We start from the raw sequence: 15051 nt of genomic DNA, 5'->3' as shown, positions 1-15051 counted from the left end.
TTAAAAAGCAACGAATTGGCAAAAAAAGTATCTTTGTTAAAATTTTTAAAATATGATTTCTGAAAAAGATTTTGTGATAAAAAATCAAGATATTACGCTAAAAAATGGAAGTTTCGAGTGGAGTTCGCCCAGTAATATTGCTTTAGTTAAATATTGGGGAAAGAAAGAAAATCAAGTTCCAGCAAATCCGTCTATAAGTTTTACGCTGAATAATTGTAAAACAATCACAAAATTAAATTTTATTAAAAAAGTAAATAACAATGATTTTTCATTCGATTTGTTATTTGAAGGAAAAGCTAAAGAAGATTTCAAACCTAAAATCCAGAAATTTTTCGAACGAATTGCCATTTATTGTCCGTTTCTAAAAGAATTCCATTTTACAATCGATACTCATAATACTTTTCCGCACAGCTCGGGAATTGCTTCTTCTGCATCAGGAATGGCGGCTTTAGCAATGACTATTATGAGTTTAGAAAAAGCGTTAAATCCGTCGATGAATGATGATTATTTTTATCAAAAAGCGTCGTTTTTAGCTCGACTAGGTTCTGGAAGTGCTTGTAGAAGTGTGAAAGGGAGTGTTGTGGTTTGGGGAAAACATGGAGAGATTTCTGAAAGTTCAGATTTATTTGGAATCGAATTTCCATCAATAATTCATCAAAATTTCAAAAACTACCAAGACACCATTTTACTGGTAGATAAAGGTGAAAAGCAAGTTTCTAGTACCGTTGGACACGATTTAATGCACAATCATCCTTATGCTAGCAGAAGATTTGAGCAAGCACACGAAAATTTATCTAAAATGAAAATAGTTTTAGAAAACGGAAATGTAGATGAATTTATCAAAATTGTAGAAAGCGAAGCCTTGACTTTGCACGCTATGATGATGACTTCAATGCCTTATTTTATTCTGATGAAGCCAAACACTTTAGAAATTATTAATAAAATCTGGAAATTTAGAAATGAGAACAATATTCCAGTTTGCTTCACGTTAGATGCTGGAGCGAATGTTCACGTTTTGTACCCTGAAAATAATAAAGAGATAATTTTGCAATTTATTAAGGACGAATTAGTTGGCTATTGTCAAAATGGTCAGTACATTTGTGACGAAATTGGATTTGGAAGTCAATTGATTTAATTTGTATATTTATATTCTGAAAACTAAAAATAAATGAAAGGACCATTATTTTACTCAAAAATATTACTTTTCGGAGAATACGGAATTATTCGTGATTCAAAAGGATTGTCTATCCCTTATAATTTTTATAATGGAGCACTAAAATCTGACGAAAATCCTTCAGTTGAAGCTATAAAGTCTAATCAAAATCTGAAAAGATTAGCTTCTCATTTGGCCACTTTGCAAGAAGAACAGCCAGAATTAGTTACATTCAATTTAGAAAGTTTAAATAGCGATATAGAAAGCGGAATGTACTTTGATTCTAGTATTCCCCAAGGATACGGAGTAGGAAGTAGTGGTGCTCTTGTTGCAGCAATTTATGATAAATATGCTAATAATAAAATCACAGTTTTAGAAAATCTGACACGTGAAAAATTATTAACACTTAAAAATATTTTTTCTCAAATGGAAAATTTTTTCCACGGGAAAAGTTCGGGATTAGATCCATTAAATAGTTATTTGAGCATTCCAATTCTAATCAATTCTAAAGATAATATCGAAGCAACAGGAATTCCTACTCAAAGTCTGGACGGAAAAGGAGCAGTTTTCTTGTTAGATTCTGGAATTGTGGGAGAAACTGCACCAATGGTAAATATTTTTATGGAAAGCTTAAAAGAAGAAGGTTTCCGAAAAATGCTAAAATCACAGTTTATAAAACACACTGATGCTTGTGTGGAAAATTTCTTGGGTGGCGATATTAAATCATTATTTGCCAATACAAAGAAGCTGTCTAAAGTGGTTTTAAATAATTTTAAACCCATGATTCCAGAGCAATTTCATGGACTTTGGCAACGTGGTATCGACTCAAATGATTACTACTTAAAACTTTGTGGTTCTGGCGGTGGTGGTTATATTTTAGGATTTACACAAGACCTAGAAAAAGCAAGAATGTCACTAAAAGATTATAAATTGGAAGTAGTTTATCAGTTTTAAGGACTTTCAAGCTTTACAACTTTCGACTTAATAAATGCTAACACGTAAATCAAAATTATTCTTAATCAAAATCTTCAGTTTGTTTTCTGTCGTGCGTGGTTATAATATTCCGGTAGTCGTTTTAGCGCAATATTTGTCCTCTATTTTTATCCTTTCGCCCGAAAAAAGAGCACTCGATGTTATTTTAGATTGGCGTTTATTTATACTCGTTTTTGCATCAACATTAACTATTGCATCGGGTTATATTATCAATAATTTTTACGATTCAGAAAAAGATTTAATCAACCGTCCTAACAAAACTAGATTAGACAGATTGGTCAGTCAGAAAACAAAATTACAAGTTTATTTTCTGCTAAATTTTCTTGCCACAATACTTGCGCTTATTATTTCCTTTCGAGCGGCCTTGTTTTTTGCAACCTATATTTTCTTAATTTGGTTCTATTCACACAAATTAAAAAAATACCCAATTGTTGGAAATCTAACAGCTTCATTACTTGCCGTTTTGCCTTTTTTTGGTATTTTATTGTATTTCAAAAATTTCTATCCTGTTATTTTTGCTCATGCAATGTTTCTTTTTTTGCTCATTTTTATTCGCGAAATGATTAAAGATTTAGAAAACATAAAAGGTGATATTGCAAACAATTATCAAACCATTCCTGTGCGTTTCGGAGAGCGAATTTCAAAACAAATTATCACAATTCTAACCATTTCGACCATCATTCCAGTGTATATATTAATCGAAAAATATGACGTAGGTTATATGGATCTCTATTTTTATGTCAGTTTAATGATTTTGATTTTCTTTCTACTCAAACTCTGGAAATCCCAAACACAACCCGAATATGTGCAACTTCATGTTGTGCTAAAAATACTTATCGTTGCAGGAGTTTTTTGCATCGTCCTGATAAATCCTTCGGTATTAATAAACGGAAAAGCATTGCTGAAATTATAATTTTTTTAGGAGCTATTTCCAGCTTTTCACTTTAATCTTTTGTTTTTTAAAGAAAAAAACAAAAGGATTTCCGTTGCAAACGAAGTTCACTGAACTCAATTGAAAATAAAAAATAAGTGAAGTAATCTGGGCTAAAAAATAAACTATACATTTCCTAATTTCATTATCAAATAAAGAAACACTATCTTTGCAAACTTGAGGTCATAAGACCCAAGAGAAGAAGTAAATACAGAAGTTATGAATAATTCAGGAGGCAATAAAAAAGGAAGTGGAGCGAGACCAAACAGTACTCGTCCAAGTTCTAACAAGCCAAAACCAGCGATGGCAAAGCGTGCCCAAGGTCCAAAAAAAGTAAAACCTACAACAAAAGTTGAAGCAGTAGACCCAAATAAAGTAGAGAAAAAACCAAATCAAGCACCTAAAAGACCAAAGGTGAAAGACGAAATACGCCTTAATAAATACATTTCTAATTCAGGAGCATGTTCACGTCGTGATGCCGATATTTACATACAATCAGGTAATGTAAAAGTTAATGGAATTCCTGTTATCGAAATGGGTTATATGGTAAAACCAGGTGATGTCGTAAACTTCGACGGATCGGTGCTTACACCAGAAAAGAAAGAATACATTTTACTAAACAAACCTAAAAACTTTACGACTGCTTTCGAAGAAGGTCAGGAAAATCGTAATGTTTTAGAGTTGGTGAGAGGCTCTACTAATGCAAAAATTGCTGCAGTAGGAAGAATGGACAAGAATACAACAGGGTTATTATTGTTTACAAATGATACGGATATGATTCGTAAATTTAGTTTACCAAGTCAAAAATCATCAAAAATATACCAAGTTTCCCTAGATAAAAATTTAAAATTTGAAGATTTAGAAAAAATCAACAAGGGATTGGTTATAGATGGTCACCGTGTTTTTGTAGAAGATGTAAGCTATATTGAAAATGAACCTAAAAGCGAGATAGGATTGAAGCTAAAAACGGCAAACGTAAAAGTTGTTCGTGCTATTTTTGAAAGTTTCAAGTATGATGTGCTTCGCATAGACAGAGTTTCATTTGCGGGATTGACTAAAAAGAATTTACCAAGAGGAAATTGGCGTTTCTTAACCGAACAAGAAATTATCAATTTAAAAAATACATAATACAAAATTAATTCCAAAGTTCTCTAAGAATCCACAAAGTTCACTAAGGCTATTAATGCTTTGTGTGTTTTGTGGATTCTTAGTGAACATTGTGTTTGAAACAAAATATATGACACCAGAAAAATTACAATCTATAGCATTTCGTTGGTTCGAAACATTCAATAATAAAGAATTGGAAAAATTATTAGCACTTTATGATGATGAAGCAGAACATTATAGTCCGAAACTAAAAATTCATAAACCAGAAACGAATGGTCTAGTAGTTGGTAAAGAAGCTATGAGAATTTGGTGGCAAGAAGCTTTTGATAGGTTGCCAAGTTTGCATTATAAAGTTAAGTCGCTTACAGCAAACACAGATAGAGTTTTTATGGAATATATTCGTCAAGTAGAAAACGAAGAAGATATCCTTGTTGCTGAAGTTCTAGAAGTTAGACACGGAAAAATTATTTTGTCACGAGTTTACCACGGATAGAATTAAAACTTTCTAAAAGATTAACCTAAAAAATTTCGTACTTCCAATGCATATTTTAACTTTGTAAATTCATAGTAATTTTAAAATATGTCAGCGAATAATAATAAAAGAAGAGAAGCATTACTATACCACGCAAAACCCACACCAGGGAAAATACAAGTTGTTCCTACTAAAAAATATGCTACGCAACGTGATTTATCATTGGCTTATTCGCCAGGAGTAGCAGAGCCTTGTCTTGAGATTGCAAAAGATGTAAACAACGTTTATAAATATACTGCCAAAGGAAACTTAGTAGCTGTAATTACTAACGGAACAGCTGTTCTGGGTCTTGGAAATATTGGTCCAGAAGCTTCTAAACCAGTAATGGAAGGAAAAGCTTTGTTGTTTAAAATTTTCTCAGATATTGATGTTTTTGATATAGAAGTTGATGCTACAGATATTGATAAGTTTGTAGAAACAGTCAAAGCCATTGCGCCAACTTTTGGTGGAATAAATTTAGAAGATATTAAAGCTCCAGAATCTTTCGAGATAGAAAGAAGATTGGTTGAAGAGTTGAATATTCCAGTAATGCATGATGATCAACACGGAACTGCTATTATTTCATCGGCAGCTTTATTAAATGCATTAGAGTTAGCTAATAAAAAAATTGAAGAAGTTAAATTAGTTGTTTCTGGAGCTGGTTCAGCCGCATTAGCTTGTGCTAATTTATACGTGCTTTTAGGAGTAAACCCGGATAATATTGTTATGTTCGATAAAGATGGCGTGCTTTCTTCGGAAAGAACAGATTTGTCCGACTTACAAAAAAGATACTCTAAAGCAAAACCAAATATCAATTTGCATCAAGCGTTAATTAATGCCGATGTTTTTTTAGGACTTTCTGCTGGAAATATTCTTACGCCAGAAATGTTATTAGGAATGGCAAACGATCCTATTGTTTTTGCGATGGCAAACCCAACGCCAGAAATAGATTATAATCTTGCCATTGCTACTCGTAAAGATATTATAATGGCAACTGGCCGTTCAGATTACCCTAATCAAGTAAATAACGTTTTAGGATTTCCTTATATTTTCCGTGGAGCATTAGATGTTAGGGCTACAAAAATTAACGAAGCTATGAAAATGGCAGCTGTTAAAGCTTTGGCATGTCTAGCAAAACAATCTGTTCCTGAACAAGTAAATATTGCTTATGGGGAAACCAAATTAAACTTTGGAAGGGATTATATTATTCCAAAACCTTTCGATCCAAGATTAATAACTGAAGTTGCTCCAGCTGTAGCAAAGGCTGCTATGGAAAGTGGTGTAGCTCAAATTGAAATCACCGATTGGGAAAAATATAAAGAAGAATTACTAGAACGATTAGGTTCTGATAATAAAATGGTTCGTTTGTTAGCTAACAGAGCTAAAACAGATAAAAAGCGAATTATTTTTGCTGAAGCAGATCATCTCGATGTACTAAAAGCAGCCCAAATTGTACATGAAGAAGGTATTGGAATCCCAATTTTATTAGGGAATAAAGAAATTATTTTAGAGTTAAAAGAAGAAATCGGTTTTGATGCTGAGGTAGCTATTTTAGATCCAAAAACAAAGGAAGAAGATGCAAGAAGATTGCGTTTTGCCGAAATATATTGGAAATCTCGTCGTCGTAGAGGAATTACCTTGTTAGATGCTCAAAAATGGATGCGTGAGCGTAATTATTTTGCAGCAATGATGGTTAATGAAGGTGAGGCAGATGCCTTAGTAACTGGATATTCTAGAAGTTATCCATCAGTTGTAAAACCTATGATGGAACTTATTGGGAAAGCACCCGGAGTTACAAGAATTGCAACCACAAATATGATGATGACTGCCCGTGGACCTATGTTTTTGTCAGATACAGCAATAAACCCAAATCCAAGTTCAGATGATTTGGCCAAAATTGCTTTAATGACTGCAAAAATAGTAAGAATGTTTGGTTTAGAGCCTGTAATTGCAATGGTTTCATTTTCTAATTTTGGGTCTTCAAGTAATGAAAGTGCTGCAAAAGTTCGTGAAGCAGTTGCTTATCTTCATAATTATTATCCGGATTTGATTGTAGATGGTGAGATTCAGACAGATTTTGCTTTAAATCCAGATATGTTAAAAAGCAAATTTCCATTTTCTAAATTAGTAGGTCATAAAGTTAATACTCTTATTTTTCCAAACTTAGAATCTGCAAATATTACTTATAAAATGCTAAAGGAATTGTATAAAGTAGATTCTATTGGACCAATAATGTTGGGAATGGATAAGCCAGTACACATTTTTCAATTAGGAGCAAGTGTGGAAGAAATGGTAAATATGGCTGCTGTTGCTGCTGTTGATGCACAAGAGAAAGAGAAAAAACTAAAATCCAGCAAAAAAACAGAAGAGGTTATTTTAATCGAGTAATCAAGTAGTTGGTCAAAAAAAGTAACTAAAATTAGAGAAAATTAGTATATTTGAAGGTTTACGAATTTATTTATGATAGCACACATTCAGGGAAAATTAGTCGAAAAATCACCTACAGAAGTTATAATAGACTGTAATGGTGTTGGTTATCATGTTAATATTTCGTTGCATACTTATGGTTTGTTGCCTACGACAGATTTTATTAAGCTTTTTACACACCTCATAGTCAAGGAAGATAGTCATTCGTTATATGGTTTTTTCGAAAAATCTGAAAAAGAAATTTTCAAATTACTCATTTCTGTTTCAGGAATTGGTGCAAATATTGCACGTACGATGTTATCATCAATCGAACCAAAACAAATTATAAATGCCATTGGCTCTGGAGATGTAGGTACTATTCAGTCAATTAAAGGAATTGGTCTAAAAACTGCCCAACGAACCATTCTAGATTTAAAAGAAAAAGTGTTAAAACTTTATGATTTAGACGAAGTTTCTATGTCACAAAGCAATACAAATAAAGATGAGGCGTTATCTGCATTAGAAGTTTTAGGATTTATTAGAAAATCGGCCGAAAAGGTTGTTGAAAAAATTGTTGCAACAATGCCAGATGCAACCGTAGAGACTATTATCAAACAAGCCTTAAAAAATTTATAATCGTTGAGACAATTTAGTTTATATAATTCGAATTCGTTTTTTAAAAACAGTGTTTTTATACTGCTTTTTTTTATTTCAATTGCTGCTAATGCACAAGTTGTTACGGATCCACAAGATACAGTTAAAGGTTATGATTCTGGTAGTATACAACTCCCAAATCCAAATAGCGTTTTAGAAGCATATTCGTACGATCCAGTTACAGACAGATATATTTATACCAAAACATTTGAAGGGTTTAATATTAATTATCCAATTGTTCTGACACCAAAAGAATATCAAGAATTAATTTCTAGAGAGTCGATGCGTGAGTATTTTCAAAAAAAATCTGATGCAATCGATGGGAAAAAAGCAGCTAGTAAAGATGCTAAAAAAGATTTATTGCCAAGATATTATATTAACTCAGGCTTTTTTGAAACTATTTTTGGAAGTAATACTATCGATGTAAAGCCTACAGGTACAGTCGAGGTCGATTTAGGAATGCGTTATTCCAAACAAGATAATCCTTCTTTTTCTCCAAGAAATAGAAAAAGTACTACTTTCGATTTTGACCAAAGAATTAGTTTGAGCTTGCTTGGAAAAGTTGGAACAAGATTAAAAGTAAATGCAAATTATGATACTGAATCTACTTTTGCGTTTCAAAATTTAATAAAATTAGAATACACACCAACTGAAGATGATATTCTTCAAAAAATTGAAGTTGGTAATGTAAGTATGCCCCTAAATAGTACATTAATACGTGGTGCTCAGAGTTTATTTGGAGTGAAAGCCCAATTTCAATTCGGAAAAACAACTGTTACGGGGATATATTCTGAACAAAAATCTCAAACAAAAACAGTTACGTCAGAAGGAGGAGGAGCAATTCAGGAATTTAACCTCTTTGGGTTAGATTATGATGTAGATAGACACTTTTTTTTATCACAATATTTTAGAAATAAGTATGATTCGGCACTTAGGAATTATCCAGTTATCGATTCTAGAGTTCAAATTACTAGAATGGAAGTTTGGATTACCAATAGGCAAAATAGAGTAAACACTTCTCCTGATGGAAATAATTTAAGAAATATTGTTGCCTTACAAGATTTAGGAGAGGCCAAACTTACAGGGTTTACTGATGCTGAAATTATTGGGATAACACCACCAGTAACATTTTTTAATACACCGGCAGATACACCATCTGATAATAAAAATAATAATTTCGATCCTACAAAAATTGGTATTGGTAATAGTAATTTAAATTCCGCTATTCGTGAAATTGCAACTGCTGGACAAGGGTTTAGTGGAGTTGCTCCAGCACCATCTGAAGGAACCGATTATGCTAAACTAGAAAATGCAAGAAAATTAACACCCAATGAATATACTTTTAATACCCAATTGGGTTACTTGTCATTAAATCAAAGATTGTCTAACGATGAGGTTTTAGCCGTTGCATATCAATATACAATTGGAGATGAAGTGTATCAGGTAGGGGAGTTCGGTACCGATGGTGTAGCTGCAACTAATGTAAATGCAACAGGTGTTCCTACTACTCAAAGTTTGATTCTTAAGATGTTAAAAGGGAATTTAGCAAGTGTAACTAAACCAGCATGGAATTTGATGATGAAAAATATTTATCAAATACCAGGAGCATATCAATTAGATGCTAAAGATTTTAAATTTAATATATTATATTCTGACCCATCACCACTAAATTATATAGAACTTGTTGGGTCATTACCAAGTCCTCAAGATTTAGTAACTCGAACACCTTTGCTAAAAGTGTTTAATGTAGATAGATTAGATTATAACAATGACCCACAAAATAATGCAAATGGTACATCTGGAGATGGTTTTTTTGATTTTATCCCAGGTTTAACCGTCGATACTCAAAATGGTAGAATAATATTTACAACAGTAGAGCCTTTTGGGAAACACTTATTTAACAAATTGCGTTCAAATTTAGGTGAAAACTATAATGGAGATCCAAATTCACCTATAGATTATAATGCGAATCAGAAAAAATACGTTTTCTCGAGTTTGTATCGTAAAACTCAAGCTCAAGCTTTACAAGAAAGTGAAAAGAATAAATTCCAACTTAAAGGAAAGTTTAAATCTACTGGAGGAGAAGGAATTTCTTTAGGAGCTGCAAATGTTCCTCGTGGTTCGGTTGTGGTTACTGCAGGAGGGAGAGTATTGCAAGAAGGAATAGATTATAGTGTAAATTATCAAGCAGGACGAGTGCAAATTCTCGATCCTTCATTACAAGCTTCTGGTACACCTATTAGTGTTTCTGTCGAAAATAATTCAGTTTTTGGTCAGCAAACCCGAAGATTTATGGGTGTAAATGTTGAACATAAGTTTTCTGACAAGTTTCAAATAGGTGCAACCTTATTAAGAATGACAGAAAGACCATTCACACAAAAAACAAATTATGGTCAAGAATCTATAAATAATACAATTTTTGGGGCAAACGGAAATTTTTCTACAGAGGTGCCATTTTTTACTAGATTAGTTAATAAATTACCCAATTTAGATACCGATGTTCCTTCTAATTTATCATTTAGAGGAGAAGTCGCTTTTCTAAAACCAGGGACATCTAAAACAGATCAATTTCAGGGAGAAGCAACAGTATATGTTGATGATTTTGAAGGTTCTCAATCTACAATAGATATGAAATCTCCTTTTGCTTGGAGTTTGTCTAGTTCACCAGTAGGATTTGGTGGAGAAGTAGCGGAAAATAATTTAGCATATAATGACAAACGTGCAAAAATGTCTTGGTATTCTATCGATCCAACTTTTTATACAAGCCAAAGACCAGCAGGAATAGATGATAACGACGTTTCTCGAAATAATACTAGGAGAGTTTACAGTTCAGAATTATATCCAAATACTGATATTGCAGTAGGAGAAACCACTGTCGTTCCTACATTAGATATGACTTATTATCCTGCAGAACGTGGTCCTTATAACTTTAACCCATTAGCAGTAGGGAATACTTTACCAACACCTCAAAATAATTTTGGAGGAATTATGCGTTCCATTTCTTCTACAAATTTTGAACAATCAAATGTAGAATACATTCAATTTTGGATGTTAGATCCTTATTTTGGAACGGCAAGTGACACAAATCCTGCAAATATTGGAAAATTGACATTTAATTTAGGTGAAATTTCAGAGGATGTCCTAAAAGATGGGCGAAAATTATACGAAAACGGATTGCCTGCCGGCGGAGCCAATCCAAATGTGATTAATACAACTTGGGGTAAAGTTCCAGCATCACAATCATTAATTTATGCTTTCGATACTGATGAAGCTAATAGAGCACAACAAGATGTAGGTCTTAACGGATTGTCAGATGCTGAAGAAAACGCGAAATATCCAGCATTTGCAGGATCAGATCCAGCACAAGATAATTATCAATATTTTCTAAGTGCTTCAGGCTCTATTACCGATAGATATAAAAACTATAATGGTCTAGAAGGTAACTCACCGGTAAATGTTTCGGATACCAATAGAGGTTCTACAACAACTCCAGATGTAGAAGATATTAATAGAGATAATACAATGAATACCATTGATGCTTATTATAAATTTACGGTAGATATTAAACCAAATTTGTCAGTAGGTGATCAATATGTTTCTGATGTAAGAGAAACCCAAGTTACGCTTGCAAACGGAAACACAACCCAAGCAAGATGGGTGCAATTTAAAATTCCTATTCTTGAAGCAACAGCTGCAAATATTGAAGGCGGAATTTCAGATTTCAAGTCTATTCGTTTTATGCGTATGTTTATGTCAGGATTTGCCGATAAAGTGACAGTTCGTTTAGGTGCTTTAGATCTTGTACGTGGAGAATGGAGAAGGTATAATAATACACTTCAAGCTTTAGATGTTGATCCAACTAATGACCCAACAGGTTTCGATGTAACTGCTGTAAATATTGAAGAAAATAGTAGCAGATCACCTATAAGATATGTATCGCCTCCAGGTGTAGAAAGAGAGCAGTTGTATAATAATAATTCGGTGCTTAAGCAGAATGAACAATCACTTTCGTTAAAAGTTTATGACAAAGGAAACCCACAATCTGGAACAAAAGGATTAGAAGCAGGAGATTCTAGAGCAGTTTTTAAGAATGTAGATGTGGATATGCGTCAGTACAAAAAACTAAAAATGTTCTTGCATGCTGAGTCATTAAGAAGAACATCTGCAGGCTTCCCAAATGGAGAAAACACACCTATTCAGGATAATGAAATGGTTGCTTTTATTCGTTTTGGAAATGATTTTACAAATAACTTTTATCAGATAGAAATACCACTAAAAGTTACTCAAGAAAATGCAGTGTCAGCTTCTGAAATTTGGCCAGTAGAAAATGAAATCGATTTACAAACGGCTTTGTTAACTCAGCTTAAAATTTTAAACTTAAAAGGGACTCAGCCTGTTGATGCAAATGGTATTTTCTTTCAAGATGCAGTTGCATTAGATCCTTCAGCAAAAGCAGGGATGAGAATAGGTATTAAAGGAAATCCAAATTTTGGTTATGTAAGAACATTGATGATGGGGGTTAAAAATCCTTCTACGGTTATAAATTCACATAATCGAGGAGAAGTTTGGTTTAATGAACTACGCCTTGCCGATACGGATAACAAAGGAGGTATGGCAGCTATTGCAAGTCTAGATACCAATCTTGCCGATTTTATGACACTTTCTGCAACAGGGAGAATGAATACCATAGGTTTTGGTTCTTTAGAACAAAGTCCAAACGAACGTAGTCGTGAAGATACTAAGCAATATGATATTGTTACAAATATGAACTTGGGTAAATTATTGCCTAAAAAATGGGGAATAAACCTACCATTTAATTATGGTATTGGAGAACAAATAATCACACCAGAATATGATCCGTTTAATCAGGATATTAAGCTAAAACAATTGCTAGATGTAACCACAGATCCTACTGATAAAGCAGAATTTAAAGATCGTGCTATCAATTTCACAAAAAGAAAAAGCATCAACTTTATAGGGGTAAGAAAAGATCGTGGGGCGGAACAAAAACAACATTTTTATGATCCAGAAAATCTAACAGTTTCGTATTCATATAATTCAGTCGAGCATCATGATTTTGAAATAGAGAATGTAGAAGACAAACAAGTAAGAACATCTGCAGACTATGCTTTTACATTTCAACCAAAACCTATTGAGCCATTTAAAAATACAAAGTTTTTGAAGAAAAGTAGTTATTGGAAAATGTTAAGTGATTTCAATTTTAATTATTTGCCTACTAGTGTGAATTTTAGTTCGACTATTATGCGACAATATAACAAACAACAATACAGACAAATTGACGTGCAAGGAATTGGATTAGATCCTTTGTATAAACGTAACAATATGTTTAATTATAATTATGGCTTCAATTATAATTTAACAAAAACTTTACGACTTAATTATACTGCAACAACAGCGAACTTGGTTAGAAATTATTTAGATGCAAATAATAATCCTATCGATGATTTTACTATCTGGGATGATTACTGGAATATAGGTACACCAAATCAACATTCACAACAACTAACTGCTAATTATGAATTGCCTATAAATAAAATTCCAGCATTAGCATTTATAAAATCTGATTATACCTATACAGGAGATTATTCTTGGCAAAGAGCGTCATTAGCATTACAAGCTTTTGATGATGGTGCGGGAAATATTTACGATTTAGGAAATACAATACAGAATGCAAATTCACATAAACTGAATACAGCATTCAATATGGATACTTTTTATAAATATATAGGATTAACAAAAGGAGTAAAACAAAAGCAAACTCTAAAAACACCTGTAGCACCACCTGCACCACCAAAACCGGGAGAGAAAGTAGTTGCAAAACCAAAGGTTAAAGAAATAAAACCTAACGTATTTCTAGATGGATTAATAGGAGTAGCTACTAGTATAAAAAATATTCAAATAAATTATAATGAAACTAGTGGGACAATGCTTCCTGGGTATTTACCATCTATTGGATTTTTAGGTTCGTCTAAACCAACCTTAGGATTTGTGTTTGGTTTACAAGATGATGTGCGTTTTGAAGCGGCTAAGAATGGTTGGCTAACAAATTATCCTGAGTTTAATCAGAATTTCACACAAGTAAAAACAAAACATATTACTGCAAACGCAAATGTCGAATTATTTCCAGATCTAAAAATCGATTTAATTGCTGATAGAACTTATTCAGATAATTTTTCAGAACAATTTGATGTAACTGGAGGTAATTATAATTCCCATTCTCCTTATAACTACGGAAATTTTTCGATTTCAACAGTTTTAATTAAAACAGCTTTCTCTCAAAGTGATGAGGTAACATCGCCAGCATTTGATAATTTTAGACAAAATAGACTTGTAGTAGCAGATAGATTGGCCACAATTTCTTACGGCACAACAGAGTTTCCTAGAGTGACAGATGTTAACAATCCTAATTATGGATACCCAATAGGTTTCGGGAAAAATAACCAAGCGGTTTTGTTACCATCATTTTTAGCAGCTTATACAGGAGGTGATGCTTCTGGAGTTTCATTGGGAGCATTTAGGAATATTCCAATTCCTAACTGGACTGTAAAATATACAGGACTTATGAGATACAAATTCTTTAAAGATAAATTCAAAAGATTTTCTGTACAACACGCATATAAAGCAGCATATACAATAAATTCTTTCCGTTCTAATTTTGAATATACCAATCCAGCGTCTTATGATACAGGAGGTAATTTTCAAAACAAAAACATTATTGGTAATGTCAACTTAACAGAACAATTTAGTCCGTTAGTTAGATTGGATTTTGAAATGAAAAGCTCTATAAAAATTCTTGCCGAAATGAAAAAAGACCGAACAATGTCTCTAAGTTTCGATAATAACTTGCTAACTGAATTAAAAGGAGTCGAATATGTTGTTGGGTTGGGTTATCGTATAAAAGATGTCCAAATAAAATCTAGATTAGCCGATAATGCAACAGGACTAATAAAGAGTGATGTAAATATTAGAGGAGATGTTTCGTTTAGAAATAATAAAACAATAGTTAGAAATTTAGATTATAACAATAATCAATTAGCAGGAGGGCAAAATATTGTATCTGCGAAGCTAACCGCAGATTATGCTTTTAGCAAAAACCTAACAACGCTTTTCTTTTTCGATTATACGTTCTCTAAAGCAGTTATTTCGACATCGTTTCCGCTAACCACTATTCGTGCAGGATTTACAATTAGATATAACTTTGGAAATTAATTATTAAAAAATAAGATTATTACGGTAATAATTTTACTTTTGTTTTAAATTAAAATTAAATAATAA

Annotated in this window: 8 protein-coding genes; all 8 read left to right on the top strand. The window is 32.6% G+C overall.

Annotated features, from left to right (window positions below; translation table 11 throughout):
* Window positions 1-52: 52 nt before the first annotated feature.
* The 8 genes from ACKVOV_RS07400 to sprA all read left to right on the top strand — a co-directional run bounded on the left by ACKVOV_RS07400 (window position 53) and on the right by sprA (window position 14985).
* A complete protein-coding gene (locus ACKVOV_RS07400; RefSeq protein WP_409206124.1) occupies window positions 53-1135 on the top strand; it encodes a diphosphomevalonate/mevalonate 3,5-bisphosphate decarboxylase family protein in 1083 nt (360 codons plus the stop codon).
* 33 nt (window positions 1136-1168) lie between these two features.
* Window positions 1169-2107, top strand: coding sequence for a mevalonate kinase (locus tag ACKVOV_RS07395; protein WP_409206123.1), 939 nt, complete (start codon window positions 1169-1171; stop codon window positions 2105-2107).
* Window positions 2108-2141: 34 nt separating this feature from the next.
* Complete coding sequence (locus ACKVOV_RS07390) at window positions 2142-3059, top strand: geranylgeranylglycerol-phosphate geranylgeranyltransferase (RefSeq protein WP_409206122.1); 918 nt, start codon at window positions 2142-2144, stop codon at window positions 3057-3059.
* Window positions 3060-3296: 237 nt separating this feature from the next.
* Window positions 3297-4205 carry a pseudouridine synthase gene (locus ACKVOV_RS07385; protein WP_409206121.1) on the top strand — a complete coding sequence of 303 codons (909 nt, stop codon included), beginning with the start codon at window positions 3297-3299 and terminating at the stop codon, window positions 4203-4205.
* Window positions 4206-4314: 109 nt separating this feature from the next.
* The gene (locus tag ACKVOV_RS07380) at window positions 4315-4677 is read left to right on the top strand and encodes a nuclear transport factor 2 family protein (protein ID WP_409206120.1); all 363 of its coding nucleotides are present in this window, start codon (window positions 4315-4317) and stop codon (window positions 4675-4677) included.
* An 87-nt stretch (window positions 4678-4764) separates the two neighbouring features.
* On the top strand, window positions 4765-7083 hold the full coding sequence (locus ACKVOV_RS07375; RefSeq protein WP_409206119.1) for an NADP-dependent malic enzyme: 2319 nt from the start codon (window positions 4765-4767) through the stop codon (window positions 7081-7083).
* Between the two features lie 72 nt (window positions 7084-7155).
* On the top strand, window positions 7156-7737 hold the full coding sequence (gene ruvA / locus ACKVOV_RS07370; protein ID WP_409206118.1) for a Holliday junction branch migration protein RuvA: 582 nt from the start codon (window positions 7156-7158) through the stop codon (window positions 7735-7737).
* 3 nt (window positions 7738-7740) lie between these two features.
* Entirely contained in the window at window positions 7741-14985 is a 7245-nt protein-coding gene (gene sprA / locus ACKVOV_RS07365) for a cell surface protein SprA (protein ID WP_409206117.1), read from the top strand.
* The last annotated feature ends 66 nt before the right edge of the window (window positions 14986-15051 follow it).

Source organism: Flavobacterium sp., assembly GCF_046153165.1.
In the GTDB taxonomy this organism is placed as follows: domain Bacteria; phylum Bacteroidota; class Bacteroidia; order Flavobacteriales; family Flavobacteriaceae; genus Flavobacterium.
The sequence above is the reverse complement of the archived record's forward strand: the minus strand, read 5'-3'. Positions and strand labels throughout refer to the sequence as shown.

Bases quoted from the DNA above. Each gene is read 5' to 3' on its own strand.
- ACKVOV_RS07400 (WP_409206124.1), top strand. From the start codon at position 53: ATGATTTCTGAAAAAGATTTTGTGATAAAAAATCAAGATATTACGCTA.
- ACKVOV_RS07395 (WP_409206123.1), top strand. From the start codon at position 1,169: ATGAAAGGACCATTATTTTACTCAAAAATATTACTTTTCGGAGAATAC.
- ACKVOV_RS07390 (WP_409206122.1), top strand. From the start codon at position 2,142: ATGCTAACACGTAAATCAAAATTATTCTTAATCAAAATCTTCAGTTTG.
- ACKVOV_RS07385 (WP_409206121.1), top strand. From the start codon at position 3,297: ATGAATAATTCAGGAGGCAATAAAAAAGGAAGTGGAGCGAGACCAAAC.
- ACKVOV_RS07380 (WP_409206120.1), top strand. From the start codon at position 4,315: ATGACACCAGAAAAATTACAATCTATAGCATTTCGTTGGTTCGAAACA.
- ACKVOV_RS07375 (WP_409206119.1), top strand. From the start codon at position 4,765: ATGTCAGCGAATAATAATAAAAGAAGAGAAGCATTACTATACCACGCA.
- ruvA (WP_409206118.1), top strand. From the start codon at position 7,156: ATGATAGCACACATTCAGGGAAAATTAGTCGAAAAATCACCTACAGAA.